The organism is Streptomyces flaveus, from assembly GCF_014647675.1.
GTDB classification, from domain to species: domain Bacteria; phylum Actinomycetota; class Actinomycetes; order Streptomycetales; family Streptomycetaceae; genus Streptomyces; species Streptomyces flaveus.
Window position 1 is genome coordinate 365,171 of sequence record NZ_BMPQ01000002.1, and the last position, 16,480, is coordinate 381,650.

The 16,480-nt window shown below is 68.8% G+C and carries 16 protein-coding genes; 6 read left to right on the top strand and 10 right to left on the bottom strand.

Going from position 1 to position 16,480, the window contains the following annotated elements; translation table 11 throughout:
* Positions 1 to 92: 92 nt before the first annotated feature.
* From IEZ21_RS04865 to IEZ21_RS04880, 4 genes are all read right to left on the bottom strand, one after another.
* Positions 93 to 2,672, bottom strand: coding sequence for an ATP-binding protein (locus tag IEZ21_RS04865; RefSeq protein WP_189320626.1), 2,580 nt, complete (start codon positions 2,670 to 2,672; stop codon positions 93 to 95).
* 293 nt (positions 2,673 to 2,965) lie between these two features.
* On the bottom strand, positions 2,966 to 3,289 hold the full coding sequence (locus IEZ21_RS04870) for an STAS domain-containing protein (protein WP_033323891.1): 324 nt from the start codon (positions 3,287 to 3,289) through the stop codon (positions 2,966 to 2,968).
* A 165-nt stretch (positions 3,290 to 3,454) separates the two neighbouring features.
* Positions 3,455 to 4,303 (bottom strand): 3-hydroxyacyl-CoA dehydrogenase family protein, encoded by an 849-nt coding sequence (locus IEZ21_RS04875; protein WP_189320627.1) that lies wholly within the window; start codon positions 4,301 to 4,303, stop codon positions 3,455 to 3,457.
* A gap of 135 nt (positions 4,304 to 4,438) precedes the next feature.
* Positions 4,439 to 5,080, bottom strand: coding sequence for a TetR/AcrR family transcriptional regulator (locus IEZ21_RS04880; protein WP_189320628.1), 642 nt, complete (start codon positions 5,078 to 5,080; stop codon positions 4,439 to 4,441).
* Between the two features lie 80 nt (positions 5,081 to 5,160).
* Between IEZ21_RS04880 and IEZ21_RS04885 the strand changes: the two genes are divergently transcribed.
* Genes IEZ21_RS04885 through IEZ21_RS04895 form a run of 3 tightly spaced genes read left to right on the top strand, consistent with a single transcriptional unit; the run spans position 5,161 to position 7,300 of the window.
* A complete protein-coding gene (locus IEZ21_RS04885; RefSeq protein ID WP_189320629.1) occupies positions 5,161 to 5,943 on the top strand; it encodes an ABC transporter ATP-binding protein in 783 nt (260 codons plus the stop codon).
* Positions 5,944 to 5,964: 21 nt separating this feature from the next.
* Entirely contained in the window at positions 5,965 to 6,714 is a 750-nt protein-coding gene (locus IEZ21_RS04890) for an ABC transporter permease (protein ID WP_189320630.1), read from the top strand.
* 13 nt (positions 6,715 to 6,727) lie between these two features.
* Positions 6,728 to 7,300: a cob(I)yrinic acid a,c-diamide adenosyltransferase gene (locus IEZ21_RS04895; protein ID WP_189320631.1), complete on the top strand. Its 573-nt coding sequence runs from the start codon at positions 6,728 to 6,730 to the stop codon at positions 7,298 to 7,300.
* Here IEZ21_RS04895 and IEZ21_RS04900 read toward each other — a convergent pair.
* Positions 7,226 to 7,849, bottom strand: a complete 624-nt coding sequence (locus IEZ21_RS04900; protein ID WP_189320632.1) for a hypothetical protein — start codon at positions 7,847 to 7,849, stop codon at positions 7,226 to 7,228. The genes IEZ21_RS04895 and IEZ21_RS04900 overlap by 75 nt on opposite strands.
* 152 nt (positions 7,850 to 8,001) lie before the next feature.
* Between IEZ21_RS04900 and IEZ21_RS04905 the strand changes: the two genes are divergently transcribed.
* From IEZ21_RS04905 to IEZ21_RS04915, 3 genes are all read left to right on the top strand, one after another.
* Positions 8,002 to 9,207, top strand: a complete 1,206-nt coding sequence (locus IEZ21_RS04905) for a sensor histidine kinase (RefSeq protein ID WP_189320633.1) — start codon at positions 8,002 to 8,004, stop codon at positions 9,205 to 9,207.
* On the top strand, positions 9,204 to 9,845 hold the full coding sequence (locus IEZ21_RS04910; RefSeq protein WP_189320634.1) for a response regulator: 642 nt from the start codon (positions 9,204 to 9,206) through the stop codon (positions 9,843 to 9,845). Before IEZ21_RS04905 ends, IEZ21_RS04910 begins: the two co-directional genes overlap by 4 nt.
* A 146-nt stretch (positions 9,846 to 9,991) precedes the next feature.
* Complete coding sequence (locus tag IEZ21_RS04915) at positions 9,992 to 11,230, top strand: glycoside hydrolase family 18 protein (RefSeq protein ID WP_506004878.1); 1,239 nt, start codon at positions 9,992 to 9,994, stop codon at positions 11,228 to 11,230.
* 4 nt (positions 11,231 to 11,234) lie between these two features.
* Here IEZ21_RS04915 and IEZ21_RS04920 read toward each other — a convergent pair whose 3' ends face one another.
* The 5 genes from IEZ21_RS04920 to atpA form a co-directional block, all read right to left on the bottom strand.
* On the bottom strand, positions 11,235 to 11,681 hold the full coding sequence (locus IEZ21_RS04920; protein WP_033323868.1) for a DUF2550 domain-containing protein: 447 nt from the start codon (positions 11,679 to 11,681) through the stop codon (positions 11,235 to 11,237).
* 129 nt (positions 11,682 to 11,810) lie between these two features.
* A complete protein-coding gene (locus tag IEZ21_RS04925) occupies positions 11,811 to 12,185 on the bottom strand; it encodes a F0F1 ATP synthase subunit epsilon (protein WP_033323867.1) in 375 nt (124 codons plus the stop codon).
* 208 nt (positions 12,186 to 12,393) lie between these two features.
* The gene (atpD, locus tag IEZ21_RS04930; protein WP_189320636.1) at positions 12,394 to 13,830 is read right to left on the bottom strand and encodes a F0F1 ATP synthase subunit beta; all 1,437 of its coding nucleotides are present in this window, start codon (positions 13,828 to 13,830) and stop codon (positions 12,394 to 12,396) included.
* The gene (locus IEZ21_RS04935; protein ID WP_189320637.1) at positions 13,830 to 14,747 is read right to left on the bottom strand and encodes a F0F1 ATP synthase subunit gamma; all 918 of its coding nucleotides are present in this window, start codon (positions 14,745 to 14,747) and stop codon (positions 13,830 to 13,832) included. The genes atpD and IEZ21_RS04935 overlap by 1 nt, the downstream gene beginning before the upstream one ends.
* Before the next feature lie 20 nt (positions 14,748 to 14,767).
* Positions 14,768 to 16,360 (bottom strand): F0F1 ATP synthase subunit alpha, encoded by a 1,593-nt coding sequence (gene atpA / locus IEZ21_RS04940; RefSeq protein WP_189320638.1) that lies wholly within the window; start codon positions 16,358 to 16,360, stop codon positions 14,768 to 14,770.
* Positions 16,361 to 16,480 lie beyond the last annotated feature (120 nt).

Below are 16,480 nucleotides of genomic sequence, written 5' to 3' on the forward strand. Positions count from 1 at the left end.
GGACCCGGCCCTCCGTCGTGACGTACAACTGCCGTGTCGTACGCGGCTGTTCAGATCACCGCCGCCGGCTCACCGCCGTCAGGTCACCACCGTCATATCAGCGTCGGCTCGTCGCCGTCCGCCGGAGCGCTCGCGGAGCCGGTGGTCTCCTCGGGCGGGGTGGACACCGGTGTACTGGGCAGCTCCGGCGCCGGGCCGCTGGCCGAGTTGTCCGGCGGCGTGGGCGGGTCCGGCGGGTCGTCGGGCGGCGGAACGGTCGGGTCGTCCGGCGGCGTGGGGTCGTCCGGCGGGTCGACGGTCGGCGGAACGGTCGGGTCGTCCGGCGGCGTGGGGTCGTCCGGCGGGTCGACGGTCGGCGGATCGGACGGGTCGTCCGGGTCCTTCGTCCCGGTCGGATCGTCTTCCGACGGCTTCTTGCTCGGAGTCGGCGTCGGATCGTCCGCGGTTCCCACGATGCCGTCCTCGCCCGGGTCCGGGGGCGCCGGACGGCTCGTGGAGTCCGAGTTGCTGTCGTCGTCCCTCACCGGCTGGTCCGCGCCGAGCCCGCCGCCGTTCTCACCCGGACCGGCCGACGGGTTGACGCCGACCCGCTCCGAGGGGGTGTTGTCGTCGGGGTTCGAGGTCGCGCCGAGCGTCACCACCGTGCCGAGCACGGCGACGAGGAGCGCGCCCGCGCTCGCGGCCACCAGATTGCGCCGGGTGCCGTGCACCAGCCGCTTGACGCCGCTGGTCCGGTGCGACGCCGGAGGTCCGGTCCGACGCGTGACCACCGTCGCGAGCTGGGGCGTGGGCGGCGCCACCGAAGCGAACGTGGCAGGTACGCCACCGGGGGGCGACGCCGACTCCTCGTACCGGGCGTCGGGCACCTCCTCGCCCGCCATCGACCCGAACCCTGCCGCCGGAGTGGCACCCGTACGGTCGTCGACCAGCGCGAGGGCGCGGCGGCCTGCGACGGCACCGCGCTTGTCGGCGACGGCGCCGCGCAGCCCGACGGAGGATTCCAGCTCGGCGCGGGCCCGATCGTACTGTCCGCCGCAGAGCGCCAGTATCCCCAGCTCATGGTGGAAGTAGGCTTCTTCGGAGACCTCACCGGCGACCCGGGCCACCTCGGCGCCCGCCCGCAGCGTGCGCTCCCAGGAACCCCAGTCCAGGCTCGCGGCGAACGCGGGCGCGACCGCGCGCGCCAGCTGTACGGCGGCGTTCTCCTCCTCGCCCTCCACCGGCGGCAGGGCGACCGACACCAGCGTGGTGAGCGCCGCGAGCACGGCGTCCGCCTCGGCGGCGACCCGCTCCGGGGTGACCGAGGGATGCCCGGCCCACCAGGCGTAGTGCTGGGCGGCGGTGTTCGCCTTCTCCTCCGCGTCGGACGCGTACCCGACGGTGACCAGCTGGGTGTGTACGCCCGCCGCGAGCCGGTAGTGCGAGCCGACCGGCGTGACGAGTGCGCAGCCGACCAGCTCCGCGAGCGCGGCGTCCGCGTGCGTGTCCCCGACGAGGGCGGGCAGATGCGCCTGGTGCGGCACCTCGCCGCCCAGCGCGACGGCGAACCGCAGCGTGGCGCGCGCCGATTCGCTGAGCCGGGAGGCGAGCAGCGCGGCGGGCGCGGCGCCGTCGGCGAGCGAGGGCAGCGGTACGTCCTGGACGTCCTCGGCGTCGAAGGGCGCGTCCACGGGCGCGTCCTCGTAGTAGCCGAACTCGTCGAAGGCGTTCGGATCGGCGCGCAGCTGGTCGCGCTGCCGCAGCAGCGCACCGGCCTGCACGAAGCGCAGCGGCCGTCCCTCGGACTCGAACCAGAGGTCGCCCGCCCAGTTCGCCTCGTCCTCGGTCAGTACGCGGCCCACGGCACGCTCGAGCAGTTCGAGCCCGCCGGCCCGGCCGAGGCCACCGAGGAACACCTCTTCGAGGAGGGAGTCGGCGGACGGCGCGGCGACCTCGGGCGTCGCGGAGATCAGGAAGGCGCACTCGGGTGTCGCGTCGAGCAGCTCGTCGAGCGCGCTGCCGCCGAACTCGATGTCGTCGAGGACGACGACCGCGCCGATCTCACGGACGAGGGCGAGCAGTTCGTCCGGTTCCGGCCGGTACAACGGCGCGCTGTAGACGGCCGCGAAGAGGTCGTGCAGCAGATCGCTCACCGTGCGGCGGTAGCCGCTGAGGCGTACGACGCCGTCGGGCGCGAGGTCCGCGCAGTCGTCGGCGACGGCGTCCAGGAGCGCCGTACGGCCCGATCCCGACGGCCCGGTGAGCCGTACGGAGCGCCCGCGCGCAAGCAGGCGTACGAGCCGCTCACGCTCCTCCTGCCGCTCCAGGAGCGGCAGCCTGGGTTGCACATGCCCCGGTGGTACGGGCGGCTGCGCGGCGCGCGCCAGCTCGGCGCGCTCGGCGGGCGTGAACTTGACCGGTCTACCCGGCCGCTCGCCCGGCGGGCAGAGCTCTATCTCGCTGCCGTCGACAGGATTGACGGTGAGCAGGAAGTCACCGGACACCAGCTGAACGGTGCGCGCCAGCGCCGGTGTGCCCTGGCCGCTTCCCGGTGCGAGCGCCTGCGTGAGCGGATCGCGCGGCGGTCGCTGTCGAGGCGTACGACCTCCCCCACTCTCGAATTCGCTCAAGTGGGAGGTGCCCCCACCATCACGGCCGAGCTCTTCGGGTCCTCGGTTGTTCGTCGGGTCCATAGGTCCAAGCCCCCCAAAAGCGTTGTGTGCCGAGCCCCCCGGCCTGCTGCACACTGCGCTGTCGCTTCTGGTCCGGTGCCCGCTCACGGGTTGGTGAGGGTAGCGAGCAGCCGAACCCTAAACCTTCACACAGTATCTACGAACAGACGGGGTACGGCGTCGTCCGAGACGTCACAGCTTCATGAGGATTGTGCGTCCTGTGCTTTTCATGCAGGAGACGGCGGTCCGTTTCCTTGAGAAAGCTGGTTCGAGTAAGCGGCGGTACGTTCCTTCTGGAGGCGGCGGTCCGGCTCTCACACCCGGGGCAGCGACTCGACTCCGATGCCGCCCTCGACCGCCAGGATCCGGTGCAGCCGGGTCGCCACCAACAAGCGTTGCATCTGCGGCGGAACGCCGCGCAGCACAAGCCTCCGGCCGCACCGCCCCGCCCGCCGGTGGGCCCCCATGATGACACCGAGTCCGGTGGCGTCCCAGGAGTCCAGCTCTGACAGGTCGAGCACCAGGTCGCCGGCTCCGTCGTCGACGGCCGAGTGCAGGACCGTACGGGCGTCCGCCGCGCTGACGACGTCGAGGCGGCCCCCGACGACCAGCTCGGCGTGGTCGCCCTTGATGTGCATATGCGCTCCCCGAGAGTGCGTTTGGTGTTCAGCGTCTTTCGTGCTCTTCCGTGTCCTGTGTTTGTGCCAGGACTGACTGTTGTACCGGGGCAGAAGTTGCCGTCTGTAAGCGAACCGATACCGAAACCACCCCGAAGGGTGATCACTGTAAGGGACGACAGAAGGTCAGTAGGGGTAAAAACCCTGCCCGCTCTTGCGTCCGATATCGCCGGCGTCGACCATCCGGCGCATCAGTTCCGGAGGGGCGAACTTCTCGTCCTGGGTCTCCGTGTAGATGTTGCTCGTCGCGTGCAGCAGGATGTCCACGCCCGTCAGGTCGGCGGTGGCCAGCGGCCCCATCGCATGACCGAAGCCCAGCTTGCAGGCGACGTCGATGTCCTCGGCGCTGGCCACGCCCGACTCGTACAGCTTCGCCGCCTCGACGACGAGCGCCGAGATGAGCCGCGTCGTGACGAAGCCGGCCACGTCGCGGTTGACGACGATGCAGGTCTTGCCGACCGACTCCGCGAACTCCCGTGCGGCGGCGAGCGTTTCGTCGCTCGTCTTGTAGCCGCGCACCAGTTCGCACAGCTGCATCATCGGGACCGGCGAGAAGAAGTGGACGCCGACGACCCGCTCCGGGCGCTCGGTGGCCGCCGCGATCTTGGTGATCGGGATGGCGGAGGTGTTGGACGCGAGTACGGCCTCGTCCCTCACCAGTTTGTCGAGCGCGCGGAAGATCTCGTGCTTGACTTCCAGCTTCTCGAAGACGGCTTCGACGACGATGTCGGCGTCGGCGACCGCGTCGAGATCGGTGGTCGCGGTGATGCGCCCCAAGGCCTCTTCGGCCGCACCGGCGTCCAGCTTCCCCTTGCTCACGAACTTCTCGTACGAGGCCTTGATGCCGTCGGTGCCACGGGCCAGCGCCTCATCGGTGACATCCCTCAGGACGACGTCCCAGCCGGCCTGTGCGGACACCTGGGCAATACCGGAACCCATGAGTCCGGCCCCGATGACGGCAAGCTTCCGTGCCACAGTCCGACTCCCCTAACCCGCTTAACACGCTGCTTATATCTGCCTCTCCGGCGGACCTTAGCGCTCGTGAAGGGCTGTGTGACTAGTTAGTAATGCGCGTCACGTCTCATAGGGCGGACATCACACCGGCATGGGTCATTCCGCCGCTCGTACGGCGTAGTTGAGGACCTTCTCGCCCAAAAGGTCCTCCATGTCGTCGAGAAGGTCGAGGGCTTCACGGGACACCTCGGCGGCCCTCCGGCCCGCGACCATCTCGCGGCCGATCATGGCCATGAGGGTGGACTGGACCCAGCTGATCTGTCCCGCCATCAGTGTGGGCAGCGGGTCGTCGGGGGCCGCGTCCGTCTCCTCCCTGAGGGTCTGCTCGAGGTGTTCCAGGGCCTCCTGCTGAACGCGCCACAGCCGGGCCTTGAGTGTGTCCGCCTCGTGAATGACACGAAGGAAGTCGCCGTAACCCTCCATGAGGCCCACCTTGGGCGAGACGGCCTCGACCTCCTCGCGCAGTTCGCGCAGCACAGCGGCGGCGGCCGACTCGCCTTGACCCCGGGCCCGTACGTACCGCGAAAGCCGGTCGACGATGCCCTTGCTGCGGTCGAGGAAGAGGTCCTCCTTGGCCGGGAAGTAGTTGTACACGGTGTTGACGGAGACGTCGGCGGCGTCGGCGACTTCGGCGATGGTCACCGTCACGAAGCCCCGCTCCACGAACAGCCTGGTGGCGATGTCCGAGATGTGCTGCCGGGTCTGCCGCTTCTTCCGCTCCCTGAGCCCCTCTGCCATGCCTCCATCGTAGCTTTGTTGTAGTCGCTGAAATTTTGGTGTCGTTGCAAAATTTCAGCGACTCTGTTTTTCTTGGGCGCATGGCAATCATCAGCACGGCCGGGCTGGCCCGGACCTTCCAGACGAAACAGGGCCCGGTGGAGGCGGTGCGGGGCGTGGACCTCACCGTCCAGCCGGGCGAGATCGTCGGCTTCCTCGGACCCAACGGCGCCGGCAAGACGACCACGCTCCGGATGCTCACCACGTTGCTCGCACCCACCGGGGGCGCGGCCACGGTCGCGGGCTGCGACCTGGTCCGCGAACCCGGCCGTGTGCGCGAGAAGACCGGCTATGTCGCCCAGTCCGGAGGCGTCGACCCGACCATCTCCGTACGCGAGGAACTGGTCACCCAGGGGCGCCTGTACCGCCTGACGAAACCTCAGGCGATCGCTCGCGCCGAGGACTTGGCCCGGGAGCTGGACCTGACCGAGCTACTGGACCGCAAGTGCGCGGCGCTCTCCGGCGGCCAGCGACGCCGGCTGGACATCGCGATGGGCCTGATGCACCGGCCCGAGGTGCTCTTCCTCGACGAGCCGACGACCGGGCTCGACCCCGGCAGCCGTGCCGATCTGTGGGACCTGGTGCGGCGACTGCGCGACGAGTACGGCACGACGGTCTTCCTGACCACGCACTACCTCGACGAGGCGGACGCGCTCGCCGACCGCCTGGTGATCGTCGACAAGGGAACAGTGGTGGCCGAGGGCACGCCGAGCGCGCTGAAGCTCAAGTACGGCGGCTCGATCGACGCCACGCTCCAGGACACGTTCCTCGCCATCACCGGACGCAGCGCCCCGCCCCAGGACACCACCCCCGTCGCCGTCTAGTCGCCGTACAGGAGTCATCCCTTGCTCGCCCACGACACCGCGCTGGTCTTCGGCCGCTATGCCCGCCAGACCCTGCGCTCCAGGTTCCAGATGCTTTTCGGCATCCTCATGCCGTTGCTCTACCTGCTCTTCTTCGGACCGCTGCTCACCGACCTGCCCCTGGGCTCGCAAGGCTCGTCGTGGCAGGTGCTGGTCCCCGGGCTGCTGCTTCAACTCGGCCTGTTCGGCGCCTCCTTCAGCGGATTCTCGATCATCATCGAGAAGCAGACCGGAGTGATCGAGCGGATGCGGGTGACACCGGTCAGCCGACTGGCCCTGCTGCTCGGACGGGTACTGCGCGACGCCCTCCTCTTCGTCTTCCAGTCCGTGCTGCTGGTGCTCACGGCGCTGGTGATGGGCCTGCGCGCACCGCTCGTCGGTGTCCTCATCGGCTTCGCCTTCGTGGCGCTGCTCTCCGTGTCGCTCGCCGCGCTCTCGTGCGCGTTCGCGATGACGGTGCGGACTCCGCAGGAGTTCGGTCCCGCCATCAACGCGATCGCGATGCCGTCCATGCTGCTGTCCGGTCTGATGCTGCCGATGGCTCTGGCGCCCGGCTGGCTGGACGTGCTCTCGCGGTTCATGCCGGTGCGCTATCTGGTCGACGCGGTACGAGACGCATACATCGGCTCGTACGCGACTTCGTCAATGCTGTACGGCGTGATCGTGGCCGTCGGCTTCACGACGCTCGCCGTGACAGTGGGCACACGAGTGTTCCGGAAGGCCGGAGCGTAACTAACCTGGTCACATGGTCAATCTGACGCGCATCTACACCAGGACCGGCGACCAGGGCACCACCGCCCTCGGCGACATGAGCCGGGTCGCCAAGACCGATCTACGGATCGCGGCGTACGCCGACGCCAATGAGGCGAACGCGGTGATCGGTACGGCGATCGCTCTCGGGGGGCTGGACGAGGAGCTCGTGAAGGTCCTCACCCGCGTGCAGAACGATCTCTTCGACGTCGGGGCCGATCTGTCCACGCCCGTCGTCGAGAACCCGGAGTTCCCGCCGCTGCGCGTCGAGCAGTTCTACATCGACAAGCTGGAGGCGGACTGCGACCGCTTCCTCGACGAGCTGGAGAAGCTGCGCTCCTTCATCCTCCCCGGCGGCACGCCCGGTGCGGCACTGCTGCACCAGGCGTGCACGGTCGTACGGCGGGCGGAGCGGTCTACGTGGGCGGCGCTGGAGGCGCATGGCGAGGTGATGAACCCGCTCACGGCGACCTACCTGAACCGGCTCTCCGACCTACTGTTCATCCTTGCGCGTTCCGCCAACAAAGATGTCGGGGACGTGCTCTGGGTCCCGGGTGGGGAGCGCTGACTTCTCCGCGTAGCCGTACGGCGCCTTCTTCGGGAACACCGTGTAGCCGAGCGGGATGAGCAGGTTGATGCCGATCACGAACAGCATCCTCGACTGCCAGGTGCGCAGCGACTCGGTCTCGCCGCCGGAGCCCACGTACCAGATCGCGGCCTGGAGCAGTGCCAGGGCGACGACCGCCGCGAGAATCCACCGGCCCGCGACCTTCCACTCGTGCACCGCGCGGGCGAAGCCGTACTTCGGCGGCTTCACCGGTGGCGGGCCGCCCGCGAAGCGGTGCGCGAACTGGGCGTCCGCCCACTTGATCATGGAGTGGCCAAGGCCCACGGTGAAGCCGATGTAGACGGCGGCAAGGCCGTGCTTCCAGTCGGGCTCGGCGCCGTTCTTGAGGTCGATGGCGGTGACGGTGAACAGCAGGACTTCGAGGAGCGGCTCGCACAGCAGCAGGGCGAGGCCGGTCCTCGGCATCTTGAGCAGATAGCGCGCGGTCAGGCCCGCGGCAAGCAGCACCCAGAAGGCGACTTCACAGACGATGATGAGTGTGACGATCATGGTTCGCTCCTCTCGGTCACCGTTCCAGGCTCCCGGCGGCAGCGGCCCGGATCGTCGTCGGCGGTGACGAAACGGCACTGCATCCTTCGATGTAGCCGCGGACCGTTCCCCAGGATCAGGCGCCGGGCGCCTACGCCGTGTTGGATGGATTCATGGCCGTACGACTCCCCCGCCCGCACCGCGACGACGTGCGGATCGCGGTGGCCGGGCTGCTCGGAGGGCTCCTGCTCTGGGTCCTCGGCCTCTTCCCCCGCCCGGCGGGCGACAACGGGATCGTCCTGTGGTCCCCGGAGTGGGCGGCGCTGCTGCCGCTCGTCGTGACGGCCGGCTGCGAGCTGCTGCGCCGGACCATGCCGCGTACGGGTCTGCTCATCGGGGTCGTCATGCTGACCGTGGACACGATCACGCGGGGCAACGTGGCCACCGTCGTGCTGTTCACCGACCTCGTCTACGCGGCCGTCCTGTACGGCACCCCCGCTTCCGCCCGCCGCATCCCCTGGATCACCGGGCTGCTCACGGTGCTCGCCGCGGTGGTGCCCGTCGCGGTCTGGCAGGTGCCGGAGGCCATCCTGATCGGCGTGGGCGTCGGCGTGGTGGGACTCGCACCCGCCACCACCGGCTTGATCGTCCGCCACCACCGCGACACCGCCGCCGCCGAGCGCCTGCGCGCCGAACAGACCGCCCTGCTCGCCGAGATCGACCGCACCCAGGCCGTCACCGCCGAACGTGCCCGGATGGCAAGGGAGTTGCACGACATGGTGGCCAACCACCTGTCCGCCATCGCCATCCACTCCACGGCCGCGATCTCCCTCGACGACCCGGACACGACAAAGGACGCCCTCGGCATCATCCGGGAGAACAGCGTCGAGGGCCTGGCGGAGATGCGGCGGCTCATCGGGATACTGCGGGACTCCAGCGGTGACACCGAGCCCTCGGCCGCCCCCACCCTCGACGGACTCGGCGCACTCGTCGACACCGCCCGCGCCAACGGCCTGGACGTCACGCTCGACACCACGCACGTAAAGCTCCCCGCGCCGGTCGAGCTCGCCGCGTACCGGATCGTCCAGGAGTCCCTGACCAACGCCCTCAAGCACGCCTCTCCCGGCCGGGTCACCGTGACGCTCGCCCAGCAGGACAGCACCCTGAGCCTGCGGGTGACCAGCCCGTACGGCGACCGCGACGGCCCGCGCGCCCCCGGCTCGGGCGCCGGTCTCGTCGGCATGCGGGAGCGGGTCGCGCTGCTGGGCGGCACCTTCGAGGCCGGGCCCGAGAGCGCGCCCGACGCGGACGTCTCACGCGACGGCAAGATCTGGACCGTACACGCCACCCTGCCGACCACTCTGGGAGGAACCGAATGATCCGCGTGCTCGTTGCCGAGGACCAGTCCGCCGTACGCGCCGGGCTCGTCCTCATTCTGCGCAGCGCGCCCGACATCGAGGTGGTCGGCGAAGCCGCGGACGGTGAGGAGGCGGTCGCGCTGGCGCGTGAACTGCGGCCCGATCTGGTCCTGATGGACGTCCAGATGCCCCGCCTCGACGGCGTCTCGGCCACCCGTCAGGTGGTCGACGGGGGCCTTGCCGACGTGCTCGTACTGACCACCTTCGACCTCGACGAGTACGTCTTCGGGGCGCTGCGCGCGGGCGCCTCCGGCTTTCTGCTGAAGAACACCGAGGCGCGCTCTCTCCTCGACGCGGTCCGCACGGTCGCGCGCGGCGAGGGGCTGATCGCGCCCGCGGTCACGCGACGCCTGATCGCCGAGTTCGCCGCCAAGCCCGTACGGGATCCAGGGCCCGACCCGGCGGTCCTGGAGTCCCTCACCCGCCGTGAACGCGAGGTGCTGTCCTGCCTGGGCGACGGGCTGTCCAACGCCGAGATCGCGGGCCGCCTGGAGATGGCCGAGGCCACGGTGAAGACCCACGTCAGCCGCCTGCTGGGGAAACTGGAGCTGCGCAGCCGGGTGCAGGCGGCGGTGCTGGCTCAGGAGTTGGGCGTGTAACAGCACCACCCTCATTGGTCTGGACCTCTTGACCTGTGGTCCAGACCTTTCTATTGTCCAGCGCACCCCCTCACACTGCCCTCATCTCCTTCACCTCCCCGAGGAGTCCCTGGATGCGCTTCGGCCTCAGAGTCAGACACAGAGCCATGGCAGGGTTCGCCACCCTGCTGCTCCCGCTCGCCGCCCTGGTCGGCCTCGCCGGCCCCGCCCAGCCCGCCACCCCGAGCTCCGCCCCGGACGCCGTGGACATCGCGACCGCTCCACCCCCGGTCCAGAAGGTCAAGCTCGGTTACTTCATCGAGTGGGGCGTCTACGGCCGCAACTACCACGTCAAGAACCTGGTGACCTCCGGCTCCGCCGCGAAGGTCACGCACATCAACTACGCCTTCGGAAACGTCGTCGACGGCAAGTGCGCGATCGGCGACTCATGGGCCGACTACGAAATGCCGATCACCGCCGACAATTCGGTGAGCGGCAAGGCCGACACCGCGGATCAGCCGCTCAAGGGCAACTTCAACCAGCTGCGCCAGCTGAAGGCCAAGTACCCGCACATCAAGATCCTCTGGTCCTTCGGCGGCTGGAGCTGGTCCGGCGGCTTCACCGAGGCGGCCAAGGACCCGGCGGCCTTCGCCCGGTCCTGCCACGACCTGGTCGAGGACCCGCGCTGGGCCGATGTCTTCGACGGCATCGACATCGACTGGGAGTACCCGAACGCCTGCGGTCTGACCTGCGACACCAGCGACGCCACGGCCTACGCGGACATGATGCGGGCCCTGCGCACCGAGTTCGGCTCGAAGTATCTGGTCACCGCCGCCGTCACGGCCGACGCCTCCCCCGGCGGCAAGATCGAGGCCGCCGACTACGCGGGCGCCGCGCGGTACCTCAACTGGTACAACGTGATGACGTACGACTTCTTCGGCGCCTGGGCGGCGAACGGCCCCACTGCCCCGCACTCCGCGCTCATCCCCTACAACGGCATTCCGCAGAAGGGCTTCACCAGCGCCGAGGCCATCGCCAAGTACAAGTCGCTCGGCGTGCCCGCGAAGAAGCTGCTGCTCGGCATCGGCTTCTACGGCCGTGGCTGGACCGGCGTCACACAGCCCGCGCCGGGCGGTACGGCGACGGGGGCGGCCCCGGGCACGTACGAGGCGGGCTTCGAGGACTACAAGGTCCTCAAGACGTCCTGCCCGGCCACTGGCACGGTCGGCGGCACGGCATACGCGCACTGCGGCAGCGAGTGGTGGTCCTACGACACCCCGGCGACGATCCTCGGCAAGATGAGCTGGGCCAAGAAACAGGGCCTGGGCGGCGCGTTCTTCTGGGAGTTCAGCGGTGACACCAGCAACGGCGAGCTGGTGAAGGCGATCAACAACGGCCTCAGGTAACTACCTAGGCCACATTGACGCGCTGTCCGGGCGGAGCCGCCTCCAGCCACGCCAGGAACCCGGTCAGCGCGTCCTCGCTCATCGCCAGCTCAAGGCGCGTACCCCGGTGGAGACAGGCGAGCACGATCGCGTCGGAGAGCAGCGCCAGCTCCTCCTCGCCTTCTGGGGCGCGGCGGCCTGCCACCTCGATCGACGAGCGTTCCAGGATGCGGCGCGGGCGAGGGGCGTAGGAGAAGACGCGGAACCATTCGATGCGGTCGCCGCTGTAGCGGGCGATGCCGTAGCCCCAGCCTTTGCCGCTGGTGTCGCTCTTCTCGGCGGTGTTCCAGCGGAGGCTGCAGTCGAAGGTGCCGCCGGAACGCTGGATCACTCTGCGGCGCACACCGAAGGCGAAGAGTCCGGCGGCCACCAGAAGGATTACCAAGCCGCACACAGTCAGAGCGAGGACCATCGACACCGACCTCCTCGTCTCCTAGGTAACGGAAAAGGAAAAAGCACCCGCATTGCCGCAGCCGCGACCCGGTCCGGAGAAGGCTCCGGTCCTGGCCGCGGCTGAGTCATGTCCAGTGGCGCGCTGGGTTCAGCGTGCCGCCACCGCTCGCAGTCGGACGTCCGCGCGACGCTCGGCGGACTCGTCGCCCTCCGCCTTCGCGCGCTCGAGCTCCCGCTCCGCGCTCTGGACATCGATCTCGTCCGCCAGCTCGGCGATCTCGGCCAGTAGCGACAGCTTGTTGTCCGCGAACGAGATGAAACCGCCGTGCACCGCAGCGACGACCGTTCCACCATCACTCGTACGGATGGTCACCGGGCCCGACTCCAGCACACCGAGCAGCGGCTGGTGACCGGGCATGACGCCGATGTCGCCGGACGTGGTACGCGCGACGACCAGGGTGGCCTCGCCGGACCAGACACTGCGGTCCGCGGCGACGAGCTCGACATGCAGCTCAGCAGCCAAGGTGGGCTCCTCGGGTCACCACCCGGCGGTTGCTGCCGGGTGTTGGAAGTAAGTCTAGTAGGGCTCCGCATGTCAAAAGTGCGGGGTCCCCACCCAGCACTCGGCTGGGGGTCCGGGGGTTATCTCCCGGGTAATGCTGCGTAGGCGTACGAAGAAGGGCGGGACGCACCCCGCGAGGCGGCCCCGCCCCCCTTCATGAACACGAAGTTCAGGAGACGCCGAGCTCCTTGGCCTTGGCCTTGAGGTCCTCCAGGCCACCGCACATGAAGAACGCCTGCTCCGGGAAGTGGTCGTACTCACCGTCGCAGATCGAGTTGAACGCGGAGATCGACTCGTCGAGCGGCACGTCCGAACCGTCCAGGCCGGTGAACTGCTTGGCGGCGTGGGTGTTCTGCGACAGGAAGCGCTCCACGCGACGGGCACGGTGGACGACGAGCTTGTCCTCCTCGCCGAGCTCGTCGATACCGAGGATCGCGATGATGTCCTGGAGGTCCTTGTTCTTCTGCAGGATCGTCTTGACGCGCATGGCGCAGTCGTAGTGCTCCTGCGAGATGTAACGCGGGTCCAGGATGCGGGACGTGGAGTCCAGCGGGTCCACGGCCGGGTAGATGCCCTTCTCCGAGATCGGACGGGAGAGCACCGTCGTCGCGTCGAGGTGGGCGAAGGTGGTGGCCGGGGCCGGGTCGGTCAGGTCGTCCGCGGGGACGTAGATCGCCTGCATCGAGGTGATCGAGTGACCACGGGTCGAGGTGATGCGCTCCTGGAGCTGGCCCATCTCGTCCGCGAGGTTGGGCTGGTAGCCCACCGCGGACGGCATGCGGCCGAGCAGGGTCGACACCTCGGAACCGGCCTGGGTGAAGCGGAAGATGTTGTCGATGAAGAACAGCACGTCCTGCTTCTGCACATCGCGGAAGTACTCCGCCATGGTCAGACCGGCCAGGGCCACGCGCAGACGGGTGCCCGGGGGCTCGTCCATCTGACCGAAGACCAGCGCGGTCTTGTCCAGCACGCCGGACTCGGTCATCTCGTCGATGAGGTCGTTGCCCTCACGGGTGCGCTCACCGACGCCGGCGAACACGGAAACGCCCTCGTGCAGCTTGGCCACACGCATGATCATTTCCTGGATCAGCACGGTCTTGCCGACACCGGCACCACCGAACAGACCGATCTTGCCGCCTCGTACGTACGGGGTGAGAAGGTCGACGACCTTCAGGCCCGTCTCGAACATCTCGGTCTTCGACTCGAGCTGGTCGAAGGCCGGGGCCTTGCGGTGGATCGGCCAGCGCTCGCCCTCGAACCGCTCGTCGGAGTTCAGCACCTCACCGAGGGTGTTGAACACCTTGCCCTTGGTGAAGTCACCGACCGGGACGGTGATACCCGTGCCGGTGTCGGTGACCGGGGCCTGGCGGACCAGACCGTCGGTGGGCTGCATGGAGATCGTACGGACCAGTCCGTCACCCAGGTGCTGGGCGACCTCCAGGGTCAGGATCTTCTTCTTGCCGGCCTCGGCCGGGTCGGCCACCTCGACGTGAAGGGCGTTGTAGATCTCCGGCATGGCGTCGACGGGGAACTCCACGTCGACGACCGGGCCGATCACCCGGGCGACGCGGCCCGTGGCAACGGCCGTCTCAACTGTCGTCGTCATTACTTGTCACTCCCCGCGGTCGCGTCGGCCAGGGCGCTGGCGCCACCGACGATCTCGCTGATTTCCTGGGTGATGTCGGCCTGGCGGGCCGCGTTGGCAAGCCGGGTGAGGTTCTCGATGAGATCCCCGGCGTTGTCGGTCGCCGACTTCATCGCGCGGCGCGTGGCGGCGTGCTTGGAGGCAGCCGACTGGAGCAGCGCGTTGTAGATACGGCTCTCGACGTAGCGCGGCAGCAGGGCGTCGAGGACGTCCTCCGCCGACGGCTCGAAGTCGTACAGCGGAAGGATCTCGCCCTTGGTCTGCGACTCCTCCGCCACTTCCTTCAGGCTGAGCGGCAGCAGGCGGCTGTCGACCGCCGTCTGCGTCATCATCGAGACGAACTCGGTGTAGACGATGTGGAGTTCGTCCACGCCGCCGTCCGCCGTCTCCTTCTCGATGGCCTCGATCAACGGGGCCGCGATCTTCTTCGCGTCCCCGTACGAGGGCGCGTCGGTGAAGCCGGTCCACTGCTCCGAGATCTTGCGCTCACGGAAGTTGTAGTGGGCGACACCGCGGCGGCCGACGATGTAGATGTCGACCTCCTTGCCCTCGCGCTCGAGACGGGCGGTCAGCTGCTCCGCCGCCTTGATGGCGTTGGAGTTGAAGGCGCCGGCCAGGCCGCGGTCGCTCGTGAGGAGCAGTACCGCGGCGCGGGTCGGGTTCTCCGCCTCCGTGGTCAGCGGGTGCTTGGTGTTCGAGCCGGTGCCGACCGCCGTGACCGCGCGCGTGAGCTCGGTCGCGTACGGCGTGGAGGCCGCCACCTTGCGCTGCGCCTTGACGACACGCGAGGCGGCGATCATCTCCATCGCCTTGGTGATCTTCTTGGTCGCGGTGACGGATTTGATGCGACGCTTGTAGACCCGGAGCTGGGCTCCCATGAGTCAGGTCCCTTCCGTCGTCACTTGCCCGCAGCGGCAGGGGTGTCCTCGCCGAGCAGCTTGCCGTCCGAGGTCTCGAACTGCTTCTTGAACTCCGCGACGGCGTCACTCATGGCCGTGATCGTGTCGTCCGACATCTTGCCGCCCTCCTTGATGGAGGTCAGCAGGCCCTGCTCCTTGCGGTGCAGGTACTCGAGCAGCTCCTTCTCGAAGCGGCGGATGTCGGCGACCGGCACCTCGTCCATCCTGCCGGTGGTGCCGGCCCAGATGGAGACGACCTGGTCCTCGGTGGCCATCGGCTGGTACTGCGGCTGCTTGAGCAGCTCGACCATCCGCTGACCGCGCTCCAGCTGCGCCTTCGACGCGGAGTCCAGGTCGGAACCGAAGGCGGCGAAGGCCTCCAGCTCACGGAACTGGGCGAGGTCGACGCGGAGCCGCCCGGAGACCTGGCGGATCGCCTTGTGCTGGGCGGAGCCACCGACTCGGGAGACGGAGATACCGACGTTCAGCGCGGGGCGCTGACCGGCGTTGAACAGGTCCGACTCCAGGAAGCACTGGCCGTCGGTGATGGAGATGACGTTGGTCGGGATGAACGCCGAGACGTCGTTGGCCTTCGTCTCGACGATCGGCAGACCGGTCATCGAGCCCTTGCCCATGTCGTCGGAGAGCTTCGCGCAGCGCTCCAGCAGACGGGAGTGCAGGTAGAAGACGTCACCGGGGTAGGCCTCACGCCCCGGCGGACGGCGCAGCAGCAGGGACACGGCGCGGTAGGCGTCGGCCTGCTTCGAGAGGTCGTCGAAGACGATGAGGACGTGCTTGCCCTCGTACATCCACTGCTGGCCGATGGCCGAACCGGTGTACGGCGCAAGGTACTTGAAGCCGGCCGGGTCGGACGCCGGGGCGGCGACGATGGTCGTGTACTCCAGGGCGCCGGCCTCTTCGAGGGCACCACGCACGGAGGCGATGGTCGAGCCCTTCTGACCGATGGCGACGTAGATGCAGCGGACCTGCTTGTTCGGGTCGCCCGTGCGCCAGTTGTCACGCTGGTTGATGATCGTGTCGACGGCCAGCGCGGTCTTGCCGGTCTGCCGGTCACCGATGATCAGCTGACGCTGGCCACGGCCGATCGGGGTCATCGTGTCGACAGCCTTGTAGCCGGTCTCCATCGGCTCGTGCACCGACTTACGGACCATGACGCCCGGAGCCTGCAGCTCCAGGGCGCGGCGGCCTGACGTCTCGATCTCGCCGAGGCCGTCGATCGGGGCGCCGAGCGGGTCGACGACGCGGCCGAGGTAACCCTCGCCCACGGCGACCGACAGGACCTCGCCGGTACGGCTGACCGGCTGGCCCTCCTCGATGCCGTTGAACTCACCGAGGACAACGCAGCCGATCTCGCGCTCTTCGAGGTTGAGCGCGAGGCCGAGGGTGCCGTCCTCGAACTTCAGCAGTTCGTTGGCCATGGCCGAGGGCAGGCCCTCGACCTTCGCGATGCCGTCGCCGGCAAGGGTGACCGTACCGACCTCCTCGCGCGAGGCCGCGTCCGGCTTGTACGCCTGGACAAAGTTCTCCAGCGCGTCCCGGATCTCCTCCGGCCGGATCGTGAGCTCCGCCATCTGGGTTCCCTGCTCTCCTTGTTGGGCCCGAAGTTTCAACTTGGGGGTCTGGGGGCGACCCCCAGGAATCCTCTGCACGGCCCAACCAGGGCCGTAGTACTGCCTGTCTTCGTACGTGCG

What these genes read in the sequence shown, in the direction of transcription:
- IEZ21_RS04865 (WP_189320626.1), bottom strand. Translation starts at nt 2,672, where the DNA reads ATGGACCCGACGAACAACCGAGGACCCGAAGAGCTCGGCCGTGATGGT.
- IEZ21_RS04870 (WP_033323891.1), bottom strand. Translation starts at nt 3,289, where the DNA reads ATGCACATCAAGGGCGACCACGCCGAGCTGGTCGTCGGGGGCCGCCTC.
- IEZ21_RS04880 (WP_189320628.1), bottom strand. Translation starts at nt 5,080, where the DNA reads ATGGCAGAGGGGCTCAGGGAGCGGAAGAAGCGGCAGACCCGGCAGCAC.
- IEZ21_RS04885 (WP_189320629.1), top strand. Translation starts at nt 5,161, where the DNA reads ATGGCAATCATCAGCACGGCCGGGCTGGCCCGGACCTTCCAGACGAAA.
- IEZ21_RS04895 (WP_189320631.1), top strand. Translation starts at nt 6,728, where the DNA reads ATGGTCAATCTGACGCGCATCTACACCAGGACCGGCGACCAGGGCACC.
- IEZ21_RS04900 (WP_189320632.1), bottom strand. Translation starts at nt 7,849, where the DNA reads ATGATCGTCACACTCATCATCGTCTGTGAAGTCGCCTTCTGGGTGCTG.
- IEZ21_RS04905 (WP_189320633.1), top strand. Translation starts at nt 8,002, where the DNA reads ATGGCCGTACGACTCCCCCGCCCGCACCGCGACGACGTGCGGATCGCG.
- IEZ21_RS04910 (WP_189320634.1), top strand. Translation starts at nt 9,204, where the DNA reads ATGATCCGCGTGCTCGTTGCCGAGGACCAGTCCGCCGTACGCGCCGGG.
- IEZ21_RS04915 (WP_506004878.1), top strand. Translation starts at nt 9,992, where the DNA reads ATGGCAGGGTTCGCCACCCTGCTGCTCCCGCTCGCCGCCCTGGTCGGC.
- IEZ21_RS04920 (WP_033323868.1), bottom strand. Translation starts at nt 11,681, where the DNA reads ATGGTCCTCGCTCTGACTGTGTGCGGCTTGGTAATCCTTCTGGTGGCC.
- atpD (WP_189320636.1), bottom strand. Translation starts at nt 13,830, where the DNA reads ATGACGACGACAGTTGAGACGGCCGTTGCCACGGGCCGCGTCGCCCGG.
- IEZ21_RS04935 (WP_189320637.1), bottom strand. Translation starts at nt 14,747, where the DNA reads ATGGGAGCCCAGCTCCGGGTCTACAAGCGTCGCATCAAATCCGTCACC.
- atpA (WP_189320638.1), bottom strand. Translation starts at nt 16,360, where the DNA reads ATGGCGGAGCTCACGATCCGGCCGGAGGAGATCCGGGACGCGCTGGAG.